Here is a 20,492-nt window from a genome sequence, read left to right as displayed (position 1 = left end):
TTACGCCACCATTCATTTGTGCAATTCTCTGCTAAATTTGAGCTGTGGCGGCATGCTGGTCGCTTTGTGGCTTCGGCGTCGCGAAACGCATCTTTTGCTTTGGGCAGCGAGCCTTCTGCTTATCTCGGCTGCCGTCTACGGTTTCACCCTGACCCGCAACGAGTTTGTCATCGCTGGACTGTTGGCGGCAGTATCGACAAACATCTCCCTTTGCTGGGCGGGCGCAAGGGCATTCGACGGCCGTCGGCCGTTCCATTGGCTTCTCGCTGTATGTCCTGCTTCGACAGTCATTCTTCATCTTGCCCTAGTTTTCGTTGGCGCAAGAACGGAACGAATTCCCTGGCGACAGCGCTTCTCGCAGTCAACGTCGCAGCAGCAGGAGCATATTTCCTTCGACATAGCCCTGCATTCGCGAGGAAGGCGACGGCCTGGGTACTGCTGGCATACGCTCCTGTCTATGTCGTCTCCCTCGTACTGGACCTCGTCTACGGGGACAGCCGAATTTCGTCGATTTTAATCCTCGTCAGCGATTTTGTCCTGAATAACGCATTTGTCGTCGGACTTTTTGCGATGATGGAGGAAAGGGTGCGAGCAGCCTTGACCCAGCTCGCGGCGACCGATCAACTGACTGGAGCTTTGAATCGCGTCGGCCTCCTGGGTAAATTTCCGAATGGAAAGGTTGTGGAGGCTCGAACGCTTCTCCTAGCTGATCTCGATCACTTCAAGCGGATAAACGACTCTTTTGGGCACGGAGGCGGTGACGTGGTTTTGCGCACCTTCGTGTCGCGAGCCAACGAGCTGCTGAAAAAGGGTGAATTTATCGCCCGCGTGGGCGGCGAGGAATTCGGGATCGTGCTGGCGACGTCTAGTCGGCAGGAGGCTGCAGTTCGCGCTGAGCAAATTAGGCAGCGCATGGCAGCAGAACCCGTCCTATGGGGTGAAAAATCCATGGCCGTTACAGCAAGTATCGGAATCGCTGTTGGAGAAGGGGCAGAAGACTTCGAAGCCGTAATGACACGAGCGGACGACGCTCTTTACCGGGCAAAGCGGGGCGGTCGGAACCAAGTCGCCGCATGAGCAAATTGGGTGGCTTCTTCTAAAGACTTGTGGCGTTCAGATCACGCTTGAACGATTTACGTTAGTATCTCAGAAATGTGTGATTATTTCCGGTTGTGAATAGTTGACACCGGAATGCGCAATTGCACACTCAGCTTTGGGGACGATTCATTGGGAATACTGCGTGTGCCAGCATGCAGCGGGGGTAATTTGCATTCATGTCGGTACTACTTCGGACAATCAAGGCCTTCCCGACAGGCAGAACAACCAGTGAATTGTTGGCATTGCTCAACATCGACTTCGACCCGCGCAAGCGCACGGCAATTTATGCTGAGCTTTCGGCGCTGAGTGAAGCAGGAAAGGTTGCCAAGGGCCGTGATGGAAGATGGCGGCCCGTTGCTACCGCAGGAAAGGTTGTAATCCCCGCTGCTCCCCAGTCCTCAGCGGCCGATCATGCAGATGATGATCTTTTGCGACCCGTCCACGCGACATTCCGGTCATCGAGCGTTGTCGTAAGCGACGCGCAGGCAGTCGGAGGCTCTGTTTCGATCGACCCGAACGCATTGCTCCGATATTATAGGTCTGCGCTGCGATCAGACCCAAGAGGAGCAATCACCCAGGTCGAAGATAGGCACTCTGTGCAATGGCAGCTGTTCACGGGACTTGGTCCGCTGACACCCGAAGACGGTCAAGTGCTGACCCTCTCCATCCCACTTGACGAGTTGCCGGACGATTTTCGCCAAGCGCTCGTAAAGCGGGAGGCGAATGAACAGACGCTGGCTGTCGGATGGCCACTTGGGGTCGGCAAGAAGCAGGGTGTTCCTGTCGTTTGGCCGGTAGGCTTAATCAGCGCTGAGTGGAAGCGTAGTTCGACCCACCTTGAGGTAATCATCGATACCGATGATATCGTTGCGAACCCGGACTGGATCAAAGGAGTTGCGAAGAGCGCCAACTGGAAGGAAACAGGCCTGCGCGAAGTTTTTGCTCAGGCTGAGGGTCTGGGTCTACGGCAGGATGAATTCCTTTCTCGCTTGAAAGAAGCTGTTTCAGGCACGTTCCGGGGGAAAATCTCCGGGCAGCAAATGCGGATCGAGTTGGATCTAAACAGCGTGGGCGTTTACGACATAGCGGCTCTATTTCTTCCCACCGATACAACCTTCACCGCCGGTGCCGTACGCGATCTCGATGTGATCGCTTCCTGGTCGAAGGAAAAGCTGGCGACTACTGCCCTGGCGCCAATCCTTGGTCTTGAGGCACCAGCGGCGGAAAGGTTGACGCCGGTCATAAACACCGGTGATCTCAACAAAGAGCAAATTGATGCGGTCAGGCAGGCGCTTACTGCTCCTCTCACAGTGGTAACCGGGCCGCCCGGAACCGGCAAAAGCCAGGCGATCGTCTCTATCGCGGCATCTGTGATTGCTGACGGCGGAAGCGTCCTCGTGGCCTCTAAGAACCACCAGGCGCTGGACGCCGTCGAATCGCGGCTCGGGGGTATCGCTCCGCAGTCGCCATTTTTGGTTCGGACCCTCGATCCTTCTCGCGATATTGACCAATCTTTCGATCGGGTCCTTGATGAGCTTGTCAGTGAACCGTCCAAGGGCGCGGCGGAGCCGGACCTAGTTCTGCGTTCTAAGATTTCGACACTCGCCCAAAATCGAAACCGGGTTCTTGACGAAATTGATCATGTCTCGGCGATACATGGCTCAATCGCAGAGCTGCTGGAACGGATCGAAGCACTTCAAGTCAGGTCCAACGAGCCCGCTGCGCCAGCTGTCGCAATCGCTAAGGTCGGCGTCCTTGCGAGGCTCCTCGGTTCCGCGCTGCGAACCCTTGGCTTGGTGTCGAAGCCCAACGGCCACCTGACAGGTGAGGATGCGACGCTGTCCACCCTAAACCAGCGACTCGCGAAACTTCGGGGAGAATTGGCAACCATCACGGTGAAAGGTGATCCGGTCGCGATCACGAATGAGATCGGGGAAGTCGCCAGAGAGCTGCTCCCTAAGATTCTAGCGTCTCAAGTCAGCCTAACCGAGTCCGATCGCCGAAGGTTGGGTGAAGAGTTGGCCAACCTTGAGCTGACCCAGAATTCCGGACCGCTACCAGCTGACCTGGCCGGAGAGGTTGTGAGCCATCGGCCACTTTGGCTTGTGTCTGTCCTCGGCGCAGCACGTCGGGTGCCTTTGTCTGATAGCTTGTTTGATTTGGCAATCTTCGACGAAGCCAGCCAGTGCGACATCGCATCAGCGCTTCCGATTTTCGCTCGGGCGAAGCGCGTGGTCGTCGTGGGAGATAATAAGCAGCTTTCGTTCATCAGTCAGCTCGGCATCGCACATGATCGCAATCTGATGCAGGCTCAAGACCTTCCAGTATCTAAAATGGGGCGTTTCGCGCAAAGCCGTCAGTCACTCTTCGATCTGGCAGACCTGACGCCCGGTGCAGCGAAGGTTATGCTTAGAGATCAATACCGATCCGCCGCAGATATTGTCGGTTACATAAACGAGCACTTTTACGGCGGACAGCTCCGGGTTGCTGGAGACCAGGGTAAGCTCCGATCACCAAAGGGAATGAAACCCGGCATAGCTTGGACTGACGTACCCGCCCCGACATCGCCGATGATCGGGAACGTCAACAGCTCCGAGGTTACTGCCGTCACCCAACATATTCGCATGCTCCTCATCGAGCAGGCCTATAGCGGCTCCATCGGGGTCATCGCTCCGTTCCGGCCCCAAGTATTCGCACTGGAACAAGCGATCTTTGCTGAAATTGGTGAAAAGCTGCGTGAAAAGGCAGAGCTTCGCGTTGGAACTGTCGATAGCTTCCAGGGCCAAGAGAGGGATCTCATTCTCTTCTCTCCAACCTTGGGGCATTCGAGCGCGACCAGTGCCGTGACTTTTGTCCAGAAAGACTGGCGGCGCTTGAACGTGGCGATCAGCCGTGCACGGGCAGTCGCTCACGTATTTGGCGATCTCGCATATGCCCGTTCAGGAAAGGTCGGAAGCCTGCAGCGGCTCGCTGCAACTGCGACCGAGCCGAAAGGGCGTGTAGGTGAGGGTACTTTCGATAGCAATTGGGAGCGAATTGTTGACGCCGCGCTGAGAAAGCGCGGTCTTAATCCGATAGCTCAGTTTGAAGTAGCCGGTCGGCGCCTAGACTTTGCTCTTTTCGGCAGCGGCGATGTCAAGCTCGACCTCGAAGTCGATGGTCGACATTGGCACGCAGATACTGATGGAAAGAGGAAAATCGGTGACCATTGGCGTGACCATCAGCTGAAATCCCTTGGCTGGAAAGTCCAGCGCTTTTGGGTAGACGAACTAGCTCAGGACCTGGAGGGATGCATTGAACGCGTCGCAAAACAACTATCCTAAATCGCGACGGTTCACGTATGTCGCCTTAGCCCTTGGTTTAATTTCGGCAGGGGCCGTCTCAGTTGCGTTGTTTCAAGTCGATGCCCTTGAACGTGATTATGGCGCTGTCCGCTCGGACATTCAACGCTACAATACCGAGCGGGCCGAAGCGCTTGGCCGCCGCGACGGCGTGCTGTCCGAAATCTCACAGCGGAGCGTGGAAGCAGATGGCGTTCGAAAGTCGATAGCTGATCTCACCGCCCAGCGGGACCGTCTCAACGCTGAGATCAAGCAGCAGACGACATCGCTGTCAGACGGATCTGAAAAGTTGCGGGCGTCTCAAGAGCAGGCGAAGGCCGCGTCCGATATTATTGCGGAAGCCGCAACGGCTCAAAAGACCTTACTTAATCTGCGGTCGCAGAATGCTGATCTACAGAAGACGATTGCCGCGAATCAATCGAAACTTGACCAGACTAATAGCGATTTATCGCAAGCACAGGAACGAAAGAGCACCGCTGACGACGCCGCTGCTGCCAGCGACAAGGTTCGGCGCGATAAGGAAGCAGAGGTGGCCAAGCTCAATCAGCAGCTTCAAGACTTGGACGACCGCCAGCGCCAAGTGGCCGATTTGACCGCCCGCCAAGCCGCCCTGACGTCTCAAATCGCCAAGATCACCAGGGACATCAGCGACAAGCAGCGTACCTCGCAGGACCTGGACGCGAGCATTGCGAAACAGCAAGATCAGGCTTCGAAAGCCAAGGTTGCGGGCGCCAAAGTAGACGCAGACATGGCTCGACAGGAAAGCAACCGGGCCGATCTCGCAAGTCAGGTCAGCGCACTTGAGACGAAAAGGATGTCCCTGAATGGTGACCTTGTCAGCCTGACAGCATCTGCCGACCGGGCGAGGGCGGACGCAGCGGCCGCAGAAGGAAGGCTCAAGGTCGCTCAGGACGCATTGGCGGAAGCCCAGAAGTCTCTTCCGATCGCGAAGGCACAGCTGGCCGACGTCCAGGCAGATCTAGCCGCCACGACCACCCAACGGGATAGCGTCAAGCTTGAGGTTATTAGTCTGCAGGCATTACGCGCCAAGAACAGCATCGAGAAGGCAGATATCGATCGGGCAAGTGCAGAGAAAGCCACCTTGGAAACAGCGGTGACCGAGCTGCAGGGCAAACAGGCTCAATTGGCGAAAGAGCTGGAGTTGAAGCAGAACGAACTGACTTCCGTCAGGGATGAGTTGGCGAACCTCAGTGGTCGGAAGGGCGTCTTGACCCAGGAAATCACCGCACTCAACGATGCGAAGGCATCGAAGGATTCCGCACCATCCGCTTCTCCACCTCCTCCGGTTCAACCAGCACCTGAAACCGTCCAGCCTGCAAAGCCATAAGAGAAGAGCATCGCCATGTTGACTGGAAATATCGTGATCCTGCTCTTTGCTGCGCTTACCGTCGTAGTGCTGATCATCATTCAGACGACCTTTGCCGTGCTCCATGACCGGGCAGTCACCGCCGCTGGCCCGACTAGATCACTGGAGTCGCTGGAAACGGCAATCGCTGACAAGAGGATGGCGCTGAGCGACATCGATAATGAATTGGGCGAGCGGCGGAAAGCGTTGGCGAACATTGCGGATGTCCAGGCAGACTACGACGCCACGAAACGGCAGCTCGACGAGTTAAACGCCGAATGGCTGCAGAAAGATGACCGCAAGGATGAAATCCGGGCTCTTCGGGAGGAGGTAGAGGCAGAAATCATCCAGAAGCAGACCATTGATGCTGAGCTTTCGTCCGCTCGCGCCGACCTCGATGCCGTCCACGACCGACTGGCTGCTGCCGAGCGATTGTTCGCCTTGAACGACGAAATGAAGCGGGAGCAGGCCGCTTTGGAGACTAAAATCGCCGAAATGCGCTCGGAGGCCGTTCACCTCAGAGAGGCTCAGGAACGCGTTCAGCGATTGGAAAGCTTGTCCCAGGAGCTAGGTCGCGATGTTGCTCGCATCGAGGGCCTTCAGCGTGCTGCGACCGAGCAGCTTGCCCAAATGCAGGAAAGCCTGAGCGTCGAGCGCCGGGCAACCGCAGCTGCCCATGCTGAGTTTACGCAAACGTCCGCAAAGATCGCCTCCGCTGAGGAGCGGTTCCGATCGGTCGAGGGCGACGTGATTTCCCTTGAAGACCGCCGTACGACTTTGTTGGCGCAGGTTGCGCGTATGGAGAACGACGTCGCCGAGGCGGGCGGGGTAGCGGGGCAGGCGACAGAAGATGCTGTTGAGGAGCGGCTCAAGGAATTGAAGGCTCTGCCTCCGGTCCTATCGCAGATGAAGGCTTGGAACAAGCGAGCGGCAGAAAACGAAGCCGATGCCGTTAAGCGAGTGCTGCAGCGATTAGAACAGAATGGCCTGCACTACGATCGGCGGATCGTCTACGCCTTCCATACCGCCATGAAGACCAATGACACGACGCAGATGGCAGTCCTTGCTGGTATCTCCGGTACGGGCAAGAGCCAGCTACCTCGACAGTATGCTGCTGGAATGGGCATCGGCTTCCTGCAGGTCCCGGTTCAACCGCGTTGGGATAGCCCGCAAGATTTGATGGGCTTCTACAATTACATCGAGAAGAGATATCGGCCGACCGATATGGCACGGGCGCTCTACCATCTTGACGTATTGAACAACGAAAAGAGCGAGTTCAAGGATCAGATGATGATGATCCTGTTGGACGAGATGAACCTCGCTCGTGTCGAATACTATTTCTCCGACTTTCTAAGCCGCCTTGAGAGCCGACCTCCGGCAACCCGTGTAGGCGACAAATCCCTGCGCAAGGACGCGGAGATTGAATTGGAAATTCCGATGCCCAAGGGTCTGGACGCACCTCGCATTTTCCCCGGATACAACCTGCTCTTTGCGGGTACTATGAACGAGGACGAAAGCACACAGTCTCTCTCTGACAAGGTCGTAGACCGTGCAAACGTGCTTCGGTTCCCTGCTCCAACGACGATCCGCACGACAGCACAGGGCGGCGTCGTTACGGAGCCAGAAGCCCTGTCCGCGATGCGGTGGCGGTCATGGGTTAAACCCATTTCCTCAGTCGAGGGTGATCATCTGGTCACGGACAGCGTCGAGCGGATGGTGGGCCTCATGAAGGGGTTCAAGCGCCCTTTCGGGCACCGTCTGGGCCGAGCGATCATGGGCTACGTTGCTAATTACTCTTCGTTTGACCGTGCGCAAGATCTACGCGTTCCCCTGGCGGATCAGGTTGAGATGCGACTGCTTCCGAAACTGCGCGGTATCGAAGTCGAAGACGGAAACGACCATGCATTCTCAGAATTGATGAGTTTTGTTGGCGACACCCTGCAGGATGTCTACCTCGCAAAAGCCATTGAAGATTCGATCAGGTCGGCGAAAGAGGGCTCGGGCCAGTTTGTGTGGAATGGGGTTTCACGCTGATGCTTCATCTTGGCAGGCCATGGGATCGCAGGTCGGTGCCGGACGCGACGTTCGGCCCCAACGATTGCCTGGTCACCGAAGTTCGCGGTGACCCCGGTCGGGGTGGTGGACACTCCCGGCTGATGTCTGCCCGGTTACACGATGGCCCGGTGGAGCTTATCCTTCACCCGTATCCAAAAACGGTTGATGCCCAGCGTCCGGAGCGGGTCGGTTTTCCCGTTCGGCCGCGTGGTGTCAAGGAACATGAGACACCCGACGATGTACGGGCGAGGGAATTGCTTCGCCGAATGAATGAAGTCCTGGCACGCGTTCAAGAGCTTGGCGAGGCTCTTGAGGACCCATTGCATGTTTGGCCACGCCTGCGCGATGCATGGGAACTTGCTGAGAATGAGGACGATCCTCGAATGGCCGAGATCGTGCGCCAGGCACAGGATGTTCTTCCCCGGCTAAAAGCGTTAGAGCCACGCATCAGGCGGGTTCTTCGCCGCACAAGGGAACTGACTTCGCTTGATCGTGTCCAGGAGATGGATCGGGCGTCAATGCGATGGCTCGTCCGCCAGCCAGGCCGCACGATCGCGGAACGGGCGGGCACCAGCCAGCGAATTCTCGCTACGGTGAGAAGAGAAAATTTCGATACGCCCGAGAACCGTGTGCTCCACGCATATTCGAGGTTAGCGTTCCAGGTTTCGCGAGAGTGGATGCAGGAGCACCCACGCGCAAAGCACAGCCGTCGGTACGGACAGGTTGAGCAGTTTGGACGCTTCTGCAAGGCGTTTGCAAAGATGCTGGCCGACCTTGAAGTGAGCGTCGCGGAAGCTGGCGTCGTTCCAAACTATGTTCTCATGCAGGATGTCAGCTACAACGCCATATACGATGCATGGCGCCGCCTGCTCGAAGAAGATAAGGTCTTAGACGACCTTTGGGCTTGGCAGGCCGAGACCTGGACAGATTTCTCGGTTCTAGCCGTGGTACTTGCCCTGAGCGAGCTTGAAGAGGCTGAGCTTGTCGCACAGTCGCCGATCGTCTGGCGGACAGAGGCCTCGCTCGGAAGGTGGTTCGAGCAAGATCGACCAATCGCTGTTTTTTGGCTGAAAGAAACTGGTCGAATTGTTGAGGTCCAGTCCAGGCCCGAAGCGCCTGGACGGATGCTGGCCCTCACGAGAGCGCACGTTTCCCTTCGCATCACAGATATCGAGAAGGGCGGTATGCCCCGTAGAGTAGCCGTCTGGACGCCTCACGCGATGAACCGCATTGATCTGAAGGATGCGGTCGAGCGGGCGAACGAGCGCCTGGTTGAAATACAGCCGTTCGGCCAGACAGAGGTCCTGCGTGACGGCCTGATTTTAACGCCCTCTTACGGTCGATATGAATTTTGTCATTCAAATGGCGGTCGCACACGGGTCGACGGCATAGCTTTTGAGGCGTCTGGCGTCGGGTTGCGCCAAGGGCTTGACGCTATCAGAGCTTTCGCGCGGAGCGAACTCTACGCGACGTTCTCATGAGAAAGCTGTGTGGATACGACCTGAACGGTTGGCGCGACAGTGCGGCGAGGAACTGGATCGTCGAGCCAGACGGCGAAGAGAGAGAGGTGGAGAGTTCCTATATCGAGGGAGGCATCTTCGGCGTCGTTGTGGAAACCGGTGCGAAGGCCGACGGTGGTCTCGTCGGCGGGGCGCAGGCGTCGATTTCTCCCCACGGTCTTGGGGCCGGATGGGGGCTTATCGGGGGCGCTGGAAAAAGGATAAGGGTCCTCGATATCTTAGGCGAGGAGCCATCTGTCCCACACCTGGTTGCCGCACTGAAAGGCATGTCGACCGGTGCAAGCTTTGGCGTGGCCAGTCTAGATGACCATGCGGAAACAAGCGAGTTGCTCCAGGAGCGCTTCCTCGCCTCATTGCGGAAGGCAAAGGTGTCGACCCCGCTCTTGGTCTGGCGATCGGTCCTCGCAACGATCTTCGCCATCGACGAAGGGACGGTTGGTGAGGGTCATTCGGTCGGAATTGTTTCCCAAACCGCCGACGGCATTACGGTTCAGAAGCTCAGGGTCCGCCGCGAAAGAAGCCACGGCGACACCGTCTTGGCGCCTGAGCGCCGTTCAACCGGTATGCTGTTCAGGTCTGACTGGGGATACCGGGGGCTCGCGGAGGCCGCGAGGGCAGCCGTGGTTAGTGCCTCGCCAGTTGATCGCACGGATCATCTCGAATGGGCTCGCTCAAACGGACGCCTTGCTCTCGGTCTGCCCCCAGAAGCTGAGGTTCTGCGCCAAGGCAATGGAGATTGGCAGGTGTTGGACCCTCCGTCGACAATCGATCACCAGCGGATATCTGACCTCCCAAACCTCCGGCAAACTATCGCCGACTGCAACATCATTTTGCTGGAAACCCTGACCGAAGGGCCCATCCGAGCAGCATTTAAGTCGGCGGTCGTTTCAAGCGCAGGGCGCGATGTTGTGCTCCTGCCGGTCGACGCGGTCGCTAATGGTGCACTGTCTGCCGCAAGGCGCCTGAGCAAACGTGACCCAATCTACTTCGATTTCTTGCCCCAGATATCGACCATTGTTCAGAGGCGAGACGCGGTCGAGAGCTATGACCTTGTCGACTCCGATGAGACGCTCCCGGCTGGGGAAGTGTATCGAAGCCCCAAACCCGCTCGACTGGCTATACAAGCGGGGCAGGATCGGTTTTCCATTTTCTTGCGGAAAGAAACGGCCGAGTTCCCGCGCAAGGCGGAGGTCAACATCGGGGTGAAAGTCGACCAAACGGTGCCGGTCGAACTTTGGGTAGAGCAAAGCCCTGCATCAGGCCGAGCCAAGATTCTTGTCCATTCGCAGAAATTCGGTCATCAGTTCCAGGTTGACTGGGACGGTGCGGCGGAGCTGGACCAAAGCTGGGACGCCCTGATTGAAGGGTTCCAGAGACCGGCTCCGACGATTCCTGGCAGGTTGGTACTGGCTTGTGGCATCGAGGCGTGGAACGATAGTCCGCGTGGCGATGGTCTCTTCACGCTCCTCGAAAAGAACGTCGACCGTGCCGACGTTGACTGGAACGCGCTCGCAAACCGGTTGTCGGCGCGGCCCGGGGGAAAATATGCAATCTCCAGCGACGGCACGATCCCTTCGGGCGTTGGTGCGGCTGCGGTCGCCAGGTTGGATCGTCTGGTCGAACGTGCACTGGACGAGGTACAGCGTGGCCTGAAAGGGCAGCCCGTAGGCACCCAGTCCTTTCGATTTCTTACTTGGCAGTTTCGTCGATGCCCCCCTGACGTGTCGGGGTGGCTGCTGCAGGCTTGGGAAAAGGAGGTCCGTGGCCATCCGATCTTCACGACGGGCCCGAGCTGGAAACTCGCCTACCAGGGATTGGGCCGTGTCGCCGGTAACCAGAATTTCGAGCTGCAAGCCATTCACAAAATCTTGGGCAAGACCGTCGATCTGTGGAAATGGCAGAAAGAGACGGCCGCCATGGCGTTTCTCCTGTCGAGATCTGACACTGCGCCTCGACTTTTGACCCGGAAAGACGTCGATCGCATCGCCAAGCGTGTTCTTCGTGAATTCGAAGAGAATTTGGGCTCGACGTACACGAGATTCCAGTATGCGCCGATGCTGCTCGTCGGCCTTCTCCGGTGGAGAGTCGTTGAACCGTTTGCCCTTGTCGAAGGACAGGACCCGGTTGCGGATAGACTCGTACGGGCCGTCGAAAAGACAATTGCAGACCTGCGACACAAGGACAGAGCGCGGCCTCTCGCAAAGTACGGCCTTATCCTGGAACAGGTCCTCGAAGAGCTTAGAGGTGAGGGGTCAAACCCTGAATTGCTGTTGGACATTTATGGCGGAGCCGACGGCGGGGATGCAGACGCTTCGTCCTGACAATTTTATTTGGGTGATCTCGATGACTACATACTTGCTGAAGCTGAACTGTAAAATCCACCTTGGTGGAGCAAACCCGAGACCGAAGGCTGCGTCCGAATGGGAAGGGGCATCCGTCCGCTTTCCAAATCCCCGGATGATCGCCGGAGGTGCGGGGCGACCTGTCCAAAAGGGTGATACGCTAATTGTGTGGACACATGAAGCCCCCGGATTTGGCCTCGGAGCAGGACTGACGGCGGAGGGCGTCGCTGGTGAGGTAATTAAAGGCGATGCAGAAACGACCGCCGTTCTGACAAACGTCCGCCTCTTGAGCCCACATTATCAGCTACGCGGTTGGCAAGGTGGCTCTTCCGGTAGTTCAGTCATCGACCATATTCTCAGTCATCGCCATCTTCGAAGCTACGAGCTTGAAACCGCCGAGCTTGAAGAGTTTCGGCGAATTGTTCTCGAATTCATGGCGAAACGCCAGAAGTTGCTGGCCACCACCGAATACATGTCCGACGAACAAAAGGCTCTCCTGTTCGATGAACCGGGAGTGCTCGCAGGCTTTGAGCGAAGGTTCGGCAGTCAAGAGTTGAGGCCAGAGCAAGCCCTGTTCCGCCACGCATTGATCAAGCGGTACAACGGTCGTTGCCCGGTGAGCCGATGCTCGGTCGGCGCGGTACTTCAGGCGGCCCATATCATTCCATTTTCAGAGAACGTCGCGCTTCGAAACGATATTCGCAACGGTCTTCTCCTGAGGGCAGACATCCACGTTCTGTTTGATAAGCTTCTACTGGCAATCCACCCTAAAACAGGCATGGTTGAAATCGCCCCCGAGCTTCTCGACAGTTCCTACAAGCAATTTCAAGGTCGTAAGATTGAGCATTACGCCTCGCCGGTCTTCCTGAAGGAGCAACATCAGCTCTTTCTTGCTTCCCAGAAAGAACCAAGGAGTGATTGATCATGAAGATGTCATGGGCGGCGACTGTAATCTTGGCAATGCTGGTTGCTGCCGGGATGTCTCCCGCGATAGTCGCTGTATCTGCCTCCGCAGCCAGCTTTGATTGCCGGAAGGCTGTCAGCGCTGATGAGAGGGCGATATGTTTGAACGACGAGCTTTCGGCTCTCGACGATGCAATGGCCGCTGGTTTCCGGCAGGCGAGAAAAGCATCTCCAGCAGCCGTTAAGCCGCTGACGCGTTCCCTTCTTTCAGAGCGGAACGCATGTGGCAGCGATGCGGAATGCCTCAAATCTGCTATGACAAAGGCAATTGGAGCCTACAAGTCTGTGATTTTGGGCGAGCCGGTCGATGCGGCTGGTCGGGACAAGAACAAGATTTACTATGGTAGCCGTGCCGGGATGCAGGTCACCGTGCTGTCCCGGACGGGCCTAAATACGCCGAACGCGGTCATTTCGGTCGAACACCGCAGGGAAGACGCGGTCGCGTTCTGCCGGGACTACGTCCAGAATGTTACCGACAAATGCATCGCGGATGAACTGGCAATCAAGCTGAGCGACCGATTCAGCGGAAACTGTACAACCGGCCGTTTCACGACGATCTCGGATCAGAGCTACGTGTTTCTCGGTCGGAACCCATCAGGGGCAGCCACGATGGGCAGCGAGTTCATCGTGATCGACGCAGATACCAACCAACCGCTGGATGGGTCTATGGCGAGCGGATATCCCGTCGCCCTACCACAATTCCAAGCCCTGTGTCCGGCTCGGGCTCGCTGAATTCAGGCATGTCAACTTCATGGGGCTGGGGACGCGGTCAGACCGCGTCCCTGTCGATGTCAGTTTGTGTTGCGGAGGATTTCGAACAAAAACCAGACTCGCTTCTCGCCTTCATCGATCCAGTTTTCCAAGAGGCTGGCTGTTGCAATGTCGCCGTGCTCATCTCACACGTTATGGAGCGAGCGCATGCTGGCCACCAGTGAGCCGTTGTCTTCGCGCAGCTCGGCCAGCATCTCGTGCGGATGCACATAGTCCGCGTCGTTGTCGCTGATACGTTGGCGGTTTGCGATGTCGCCGATCGATCGAAGAGTGGTGCCGCCGAGCTTCCGAACACGTTCGGCCAGTGGATCAGTCATGCCGAATAGCTCGTCACCGTGCTCGTCAAGCAATAAGTGGTAGTCGCGGAAATTCGGGCCCGACATGTGCCAGTGGAAGTTTTTGGTCTTCAGGTAAAGAGCGAACACGTCAGCCAGCAGGGTAGTGGCTGCTGCGGAGATATCCTTGACGGCCTCATCGTTGAGACTGCTCGGTGTATTCAGCGCGGCGGTGCGGCGTGACTTCAAGGTCTGGTCCATTTCAGGTTTTCCTTCGATTGTCGGGGATTTACTCAAAGTGTCCGGATGAGATCGGATCGCTGGCGGGAAATGTCTCGCGTAGAGCTACGTCAAGCAGATCGTCTGTCCGCTTAGTCTCCTCGTTCGGAAGCTCCAAACCGATGTCGACCATCTCGGGAAGAAGATCGATGCCATCCCGAACAAGTTGCTGATCAGCGGTAGGGGAAGTTCTCATTTCGGTCCTCTCGGGTAATGCTGCATTTCGGATTGCTGCAGCCCTCTCCGAACCAACCTACGTAATTCGCGCAGTGGTCGCATTCATACCAATGTATGGTTTGGCCATACCTTCCTCTGGCAGCGCAGGGGACGACGGCGGTCAATCAGGAACTCAGAAGCGAACTTCCGTCGGTCCTGTCGCTTACGGTCATTGGTGACTTAAACCCGAACAAGCTTGATAAGGAGGACGGATCAATGGCCGACGATCTTTACGAACGCGTCGAGAAACGCGCCTTTGAGATATGGGAATTGGAAGGAAGACCGGAGGGCGCTGCTCAACGGCATTGGGATCAAGCAATGGATGAGCTAGCGGGTGACGACGATCATGAAACGCTGCAGGAGCTGATAGACGAAGATGATCTCCGGGACGAAGAACGTGCCGACGATCGTCTTGGCTCTCCGGGCGATGTGGAAATCACGACGGGCGAAAACGGAAGCACGTCTCAGGTTCGAAGCGTCGAAGGCCCGTAAATTGAAAAGGTGCTGTCATAGCCATCCGGTTTTTCTGAACCGATAGTGCAGTAGCCCGCACAGTGCGACTATGACAGCCAGCACCACGTAGTATCCGTGAATTGCCGCCCATGCAGCGAGTTGTCTGGTGATTGTCCCTTGCCGCTTCTGCTCCAATAAGTTTGCTGCTTCGAAAACCGATGTGATGATGTCCTGTATCCGATCTTCTGGAAAAGGTCGATGACCCAGTTGTTCTAGCCGTCGAGGGCGCGTGGGGAAGCGGCAAGTCTTACTTCTTGAAACGATGGGTAGGTGCACACACCATCGAAAATGGTGGTCGGGCAACGACCGTGTACTTCGACGCGTTCGCAAATGATTTTATCGAGGACCCCTTGATCGGCCTGACAGGATCAATCGGTGAACGGCTGCCCAGCGCTAAGCAACGGGTTAGCTGGAAAAAGGCCAGGAATGTTGTTGTCAAAGTCGCGCGGCCACTTCTTCGCATCGGCGCCGCGTTGGCGACGGCAGGAGCAACCGAGCTTACCGGCCCAGCGATTGATGCGGCCATCGAAGCTGGAGGCAAGCAAGCCGAGGAGGCCGTAGAGGCCTTTTGGCGCAGGGAGGACGGTCGACGTGCGGCCATGCAGCAGTTTCGGGACGCTCTAGCCGAGATCACAAAGGACGGTTCCGTTCTGATTATCGTTGTTGATGAGCTTGACCGCTGCAGACCCGACTATGCGCTTGCGACCTTGGAGGTCATCAAGCACTTTTTTGCTGTAGAACGTGTCCATTTTGTTCTCGGCGTGAACATGCATGCGCTGGAGCAAATCGTGCGCGTCCGATACGGAGCCGGTATCAATGCTCCGGATTACATCAAACGCTTCATCTCAATGTCGATACAGTTGCCCATGTTTGTCGGCGATGGCGCCGTTTTACGCGCTCAAATAAGATATTTCCGCTCTGCGGCTGATGCAATGGGCATAGATCCAAGAGTTGGGAGATCGTCCTCGATCATCTGGAGCTAACAGTAACTCAGACAGAGTTCACCCTGCGCGATATCGAAAAAATCCTGACACGGCTGGTGGTGCTTCCAAGGAGCAATGAACTAGGCGACTTTCCTTTCGGCTACCAGACCGCGATCATCTCATTGATTATTTGGCAGGTGTTAAGGCCTGAGTTTTACCGACGTGCTTTTCGCCGCACACTCACTACAGAGGAGATCGATGAATTCTTTGGGATTACTGCGCCAATGCTGCAGCGAGAGTCGCAGTCCTATAATCATGAGGCCTACCTCCTCTCTGGAATATGGCGATTTGTCCTGACCGGAAAAAGTCTTGTTGAAACCGACAGAGCCGATTTTGTGCGAACTTTTGATCGATCCGGCCGAGGGGTGTCCAAGTTATTAGAAAATATTGAACGAGATTTTTTCAACTCGTTCGAGGTCAAAGACTAGATGCTAGTAGCCGACACCATGCCGCCCGACGGCCGTGTGTTCCTCAAAAAGAAGTTGGCGCTCATCCGCGACAATTGGCTTGCCGTCTCTTCAGAGAGAGGTCAGTAAAGATTGATCTCGGTTTAGACTGCGGTCTTGGCCTTGGCTTCATTCTGGGCCTTGTACGGAAATGACCGAGTGGGAAAGCCGCGCGACCCATAGTCGGTGAAATCCCCCTCATATCCGATCAAGCTGAAGGTCATCATGTGCAGCAGACGGTAGACTGTATGTATCGCGTCTATTAGTTGCTGAAAGCTGTTGTCAGAGACTGCCGGTGCCTTCCCTCCAGATGTATGCACGGCCTGATTTCGAAGGCCGCTCCAAGCCTTGACATCTTCATCCAGCGCATGGCCTGACGGGACGAGCGCGTACATCAGTCCCTTTGGTCCAACGGAATCAAGACCCTTCATCATTCCCGCGATCCTTCGTTGCAGTGGTTTCTCATAAGCGCCAGCTTCCATAAACTTTAGGATGTCCGTCCGAAGTTTCAGGAAATCGTCATTGTCCTGGGCGGGCGGAGGCGGAAGCAGCTTCGCGATGCCCTCCGCCGCGACAGACACACCAATCGCCCACGCGCTCATGTCGCGGGTATCGTGTCTAGCCAAGGAGAGATAGCTAGAGCACGGGTGCGAGGTGGCGTTGTCTTGCTCGGAGAGCAGAAAGTTGAGGTATCGTTCCAGCAGAGTTCTGATTGGGCGACTTAGCGACCTGTCTCTCCGACGAGTTTCAGCGAGTATTCATCACGCGATGAACCCTTGATAATTGATGGATGCATTTTGGGAGTGCCTGTTGAGGTAGCACGATGGTCGTGGCGAAACGGCGAGGCGTCAAGAGGATATTTTGCTTCTGGCCGCCCGAAATCCCGATATCGCGGTGGACCAGAATTCCCGTTCGGTAACTGCAACTACGGCCTATGGTTTCTTTTACAAACGCCCGAGCTTTGACGTGCAAGACTGGACCAGGCCCCTTGTGCCGTCAGATTTTTCCGATGACACTTTTGATAGTGAAATTGAGAACTGCGCTGATGCAGATGTATTCCGCCGATATTTTTATCTCCGCTACTGCTGTTTTCGTCGCTGAAGATCAGCCTGAAGCCAGACAAATGAACGACCAGGCGAGAGAAACCCCGCTCACCATCCCGCCGGACGAACTCTTCACAGATCGAGACTTCGCCGATCCCTTGCTTGCGAACCTGACCTTTGCCACGACCTTCACGTACTGGACGTTACTTGAAAACACGCCGCTGGTTGATCGAGGACCGGTCGAGGCGTTTTTGCGGTCCGACCGCGAGGGTGGCGTACCTCGGCGATATCGATTGTTTTCTGGTCATGTCATGGTCGGCGCGACGGTCTATGTAAAGGCGGACCGGCAAAGCGAGGCAGAGTCAACGTTCGAAGGGCTCGACCAGACCACGTTTGAATTCAGCACAAATGGCAATGGTACAGCTTTGCTTGGTTTGAGCGAGTTGAAGGGCATCTGTTTTAGGGAAAGGTTCACTTGTCACATCCTGGACCAGAATAAGCTTACGCATCGCGGCGCCTGTGCCCCGTATGGTGGCCCGGAGGACGGTGGGAAGGCATGAAGACTAACGACACGCCCGATCGCGAGCAACTGTTGCATCAACATGTCGGTCCCTCGACTCCTAATCCTTCCGACCACCACCGTTCTGGCGCCTCCGACCGCCTTCGTGAATATTTAGCCAGCAATAACTCAACGCTGGTCGACTTGGGGGAGGGCGACATGGCAATCTTAGTTCAAGCTCTTGAGACCCATTGGTTAGGGATCCATGGCCATCTGCATGGAAAGCAACTGTAGCCCCCGAGAAATTCTTGCCGCCTCGCCTTGCGATCCGATGTCAGATCGCAGGCGATACCAGCTGGGCGCAAATTATTCCGTTTAAGGTATAAAAGAATTCGACTATACCTTAAACGGAATAATCAGAGGGGAGGGGGCAATGATCTTTGGTGTCGATTTCAGCAAATTTCGAATCGTGCGTGAAGCAGCTAATATGAGCCAAGCGAAGCTTGCCGACCTAGCTGGAATTTCGCAAGGGAAGATTTCGACGATTGAGGCAGGTAAGGCCAATCCGGAAACTGCGACTTTGAACGCGATATGTGGAGCGCTCGATGCTGAGCTGATCCTAGTTCCTAGACGAATAAGCGGTGATGTCCGGACCATGGTCGATCGGCACCTGAACCGGCACCAGCCACCAGTAGGTCGTGTCATGTCGGTCAGAGAAGAGGTCTTTATTCCGGATGGCGATGACTGACGGCGCGGTCACGGTCAGCTAGGCGAACTAACGTTACTACCGATGTCGGATTCAGTCTTCAGGGCTGCGGGATCGGCCACCTGAAGAAGCCAAATCGAAAATTATTAAGACTTACAGTTCTCTGATCCCAAATTTAACCTTGCCAGGCCCGAACCTGGCGATTTCTACTGAAACAACTACTCGCGTTTTGTGCGACCGTCAGACTATGCTTGCCATCATGGATTGATTCGAGGGCTTGAGATGGCGTCCGTTGGGGTGTGTAGGCAACAAGCGGCAATTGTCCTTCCGATGAGTTGTTCACTCGCAAGCCCTTTCAGACGTAGTTGGCATTTTGTGTACATGCTCGACTGGCGGCAGGAGAGGGTGCTTGCAGTTTAGGTTTATCGCATCGTTGATCGTATTCCTTGGCTCGTATTTCCCGCTGAGCCTAATTTTGCTTGCTCAGGATTATCGCTACGAGTTGGCTATCGCTCCATTTTGCTGGCCGATCGATGCGGCGAAGTGCGTCTTTCCGTTCAAGAACGGCACTCTCCCGCTTATTCTATTCGGGGTTTGTCTTGCCTGTCTGTTGCTGTCGCTATTGGGACTGACGACTATCAAGCCGAAGGTGCCTGTTGATATCCAGGAGGTGAAATACGTTCCCTCGGAGTTTATGGCATATACGCTACCGTACGTTGTTTCGTTTATGAGCCTTGAATATCAAGACACCGGCAAACTCGTTGGCCTCGTCATCTTTCTCGGATGGATGTTCGTCATCACGCATCGATCGGGGCAACTGGTATTGAACCCACTGCTAATCGTATTTGGGTGGCGCCTCTATGAGGTTACGTATCTCTATCCCGGAAACGACCAAACTCGCACCGGTTGGGCTCTGTCGAAGGACAATATCGAGCCAAACACGCGCACGGACGTGGCAACCGTGCAAGACATTATGATTATCAAGGCACGTACGATAAAGGTTTCCGGCTGATGGCGGCTCTCGAAGATTTGAAGGCGTTGGACCTTGCACAAGCGCAGGTCACATTGTGGACCGTAAAAGGCCCGACCGGCCCCGCCGCCGACACCCCGAAATACTCCGGGAGGTGGATAGATACCACTGACCAGGTAGACGACGTCCTCAAGGAAATCCTCATAGCGGATCTCGCTAAGACGGAAGAAGTCCTGGAGTACGGGCTACTCGCGCAAAACAACGAAGCAAGTGCGCTCACGATAGGGTTCGATGAGACCCACGCTGACCAGCTCCTCGATGAAATTGCAGCTGAATTGCCGCAGAAGAAGGCATCAGCGGTAAAACACCTCCTCAACGCCAAGTTTTATGTCGCGAAGTTCATTATAGGGACGCAGGTAATTTATGCCGTTCGGAAAACCGAGGATGGATGGAAAACCAAACGGGCATTGAACGTAAGGGACCTCTATTTTGCGGATCAGCAACTAGCGCTAGATGATCGCCCCCATTTTCAACTTAGCAAGAACTTTGATTTTTTCATATTCGGCGGCGAGATTCTGGTAAAAACCAAAAATGCGTTTGAGTCATTCCTACGCTACAAAAGTGACCAGCGTCAGGAGTTCGTCGGGCTCCAGGCAGAACCAGAATTTCTTGATATTTTCTTGGATGTGGCACCGCTTGTTGCATATGTCGGCGACAACAAGATCCAACTCCGGCGTGCCTTCGCGATCCGCGATAAGGGACATTACAAGGACCCGTTGTTTATGCAGCGGCTGCGTGACAATCAGGCTGAGTATGGCTTCGAGATTCAGTTCGATCCTCAAGGAAAGATCGTAGCGACCCCGGAGACGTGCGCTCAGATCATGAAGGCACTGCTCGATCACAGGCTCAAATCTGGGTTCTCAACCCTCATCTATGACGTCCAGGACACGACGCCGGTTCAAGTTTGATCCGGGGCCTTAGTGCTGCTCTAGCTGGAACTTGAGCCATCTTTGACGGCACAAATAAGCCCCCCCTGGTTCGCATCGTTGAGAGGCGCAAGGGGCGTTTTCATCGACGAATTTGGATCGCTTCGCAGCAACGATTGG

16 protein-coding genes and 2 pseudogenes are annotated in these 20,492 nt (G+C 55.8%); 15 read left to right on the top strand and 3 right to left on the bottom strand.

The genetic code is table 11. From position 1 onward, the window contains the following. Positions 1–18: 18 nt before the first annotated feature. The 8 genes from IFT66_RS23835 to IFT66_RS07880 all read left to right on the top strand — a co-directional run bounded on the left by IFT66_RS23835 (position 19) and on the right by IFT66_RS07880 (position 13,417). Positions 19–1,077, top strand: coding sequence for a diguanylate cyclase (locus IFT66_RS23835; protein WP_192077260.1), 1,059 nt, complete (start codon positions 19–21; stop codon positions 1,075–1,077). 197 nt (positions 1,078–1,274) lie between these two features. Then, entirely contained in the window at positions 1,275–4,421 is a 3,147-nt protein-coding gene (locus IFT66_RS07910) for an AAA domain-containing protein (protein ID WP_192077259.1), read from the top strand. Then, entirely contained in the window at positions 4,393–5,787 is a 1,395-nt protein-coding gene (locus tag IFT66_RS07905) for a hypothetical protein (protein ID WP_249406396.1), read from the top strand. Before IFT66_RS07910 ends, IFT66_RS07905 begins: the two co-directional genes overlap by 29 nt. Positions 5,788–5,802: 15 nt before the next feature. Then, on the top strand, positions 5,803–7,839 hold the full coding sequence (locus tag IFT66_RS07900) for a chromosome segregation ATPase-like protein (protein WP_192077258.1): 2,037 nt from the start codon (positions 5,803–5,805) through the stop codon (positions 7,837–7,839). 287 nt (positions 7,840–8,126) lie between these two features. Beyond that, on the top strand, positions 8,127–9,341 hold the full coding sequence (locus IFT66_RS07895; protein ID WP_249406395.1) for a DUF2357 domain-containing protein: 1,215 nt from the start codon (positions 8,127–8,129) through the stop codon (positions 9,339–9,341). After that, positions 9,338–11,701 carry a hypothetical protein gene (locus tag IFT66_RS07890; protein WP_192077256.1) on the top strand — a complete coding sequence of 788 codons (2,364 nt, stop codon included), beginning with the start codon at positions 9,338–9,340 and terminating at the stop codon, positions 11,699–11,701. The genes IFT66_RS07895 and IFT66_RS07890 overlap by 4 nt, the downstream gene beginning before the upstream one ends. Then, positions 11,682–12,644, top strand: a complete 963-nt coding sequence (locus IFT66_RS07885) for an HNH endonuclease (protein ID WP_192077255.1) — start codon at positions 11,682–11,684, stop codon at positions 12,642–12,644. Before IFT66_RS07890 ends, IFT66_RS07885 begins: the two co-directional genes overlap by 20 nt. Before the next feature lie 2 nt (positions 12,645–12,646). Beyond that, the gene (locus IFT66_RS07880) at positions 12,647–13,417 is read left to right on the top strand and encodes a lysozyme inhibitor LprI family protein (RefSeq protein WP_192077254.1); all 771 of its coding nucleotides are present in this window, start codon (positions 12,647–12,649) and stop codon (positions 13,415–13,417) included. Between the two features lie 59 nt (positions 13,418–13,476). Here IFT66_RS07880 and IFT66_RS07875 read toward each other — a convergent pair. Continuing rightward, positions 13,477–13,992 (bottom strand): annotated as a pseudogene (locus IFT66_RS07875) (Dps family protein). Between the two features lie 450 nt (positions 13,993–14,442). Between IFT66_RS07875 and IFT66_RS07870 the strand changes: the two are divergent. Then, complete coding sequence (locus tag IFT66_RS07870) at positions 14,443–14,718, top strand: DUF2934 domain-containing protein (RefSeq protein ID WP_192077253.1); 276 nt, start codon at positions 14,443–14,445, stop codon at positions 14,716–14,718. Positions 14,719–14,733: 15 nt separating this feature from the next. Here the strand turns inward: IFT66_RS07870 and IFT66_RS23470 are convergent. After that, positions 14,734–14,916, bottom strand: a pseudogene (locus IFT66_RS23470) (magnesium transporter); the annotation flags it as partial. 8 nt (positions 14,917–14,924) lie between these two features. Between IFT66_RS23470 and IFT66_RS07865 the strand changes: the two are divergent. Next, positions 14,925–15,722: a KAP family P-loop NTPase fold protein gene (locus tag IFT66_RS07865; RefSeq protein WP_192077923.1), complete on the top strand. Its 798-nt coding sequence runs from the start codon at positions 14,925–14,927 to the stop codon at positions 15,720–15,722. A gap of 550 nt (positions 15,723–16,272) precedes the next feature. Here the strand turns inward: IFT66_RS07865 and IFT66_RS07860 are convergent. Then, a complete protein-coding gene (locus IFT66_RS07860; protein WP_192077252.1) occupies positions 16,273–16,770 on the bottom strand; it encodes a hypothetical protein in 498 nt (165 codons plus the stop codon). Between the two features lie 407 nt (positions 16,771–17,177). Between IFT66_RS07860 and IFT66_RS07855 the strand changes: the two genes are divergently transcribed. The 5 genes from IFT66_RS07855 (at position 17,178) to IFT66_RS07835 (ending at position 20,354) form a co-directional block, all read left to right on the top strand. Next, on the top strand, positions 17,178–17,771 hold the full coding sequence (locus tag IFT66_RS07855) for a hypothetical protein (protein ID WP_192077251.1): 594 nt from the start codon (positions 17,178–17,180) through the stop codon (positions 17,769–17,771). Continuing rightward, entirely contained in the window at positions 17,768–18,004 is a 237-nt protein-coding gene (locus tag IFT66_RS07850) for a hypothetical protein (RefSeq protein WP_192077250.1), read from the top strand. Before IFT66_RS07855 ends, IFT66_RS07850 begins: the two co-directional genes overlap by 4 nt. A gap of 139 nt (positions 18,005–18,143) precedes the next feature. Continuing rightward, entirely contained in the window at positions 18,144–18,458 is a 315-nt protein-coding gene (locus tag IFT66_RS07845; protein ID WP_192077249.1) for a helix-turn-helix domain-containing protein, read from the top strand. Positions 18,459–18,825: 367 nt separating this feature from the next. Continuing rightward, positions 18,826–19,428 carry a hypothetical protein gene (locus tag IFT66_RS07840; RefSeq protein WP_192077248.1) on the top strand — a complete coding sequence of 201 codons (603 nt, stop codon included), beginning with the start codon at positions 18,826–18,828 and terminating at the stop codon, positions 19,426–19,428. After that, positions 19,428–20,354 carry a Kiwa anti-phage protein KwaB-like domain-containing protein gene (locus IFT66_RS07835; RefSeq protein ID WP_192077247.1) on the top strand — a complete coding sequence of 309 codons (927 nt, stop codon included), beginning with the start codon at positions 19,428–19,430 and terminating at the stop codon, positions 20,352–20,354. Before IFT66_RS07840 ends, IFT66_RS07835 begins: the two co-directional genes overlap by 1 nt. Positions 20,355–20,492: the final 138 nt, after the last annotated feature.

The sequence above is a fragment of the Rhizobium sp. CFBP 13726 genome (assembly GCF_014841925.1).
Classification (GTDB): Bacteria; Pseudomonadota; Alphaproteobacteria; order Rhizobiales; family Rhizobiaceae; genus Neorhizobium; species Neorhizobium soli.
The sequence above is the reverse complement of the archived record's forward strand: the minus strand, read 5'-3'. Positions and strand labels throughout refer to the sequence as shown.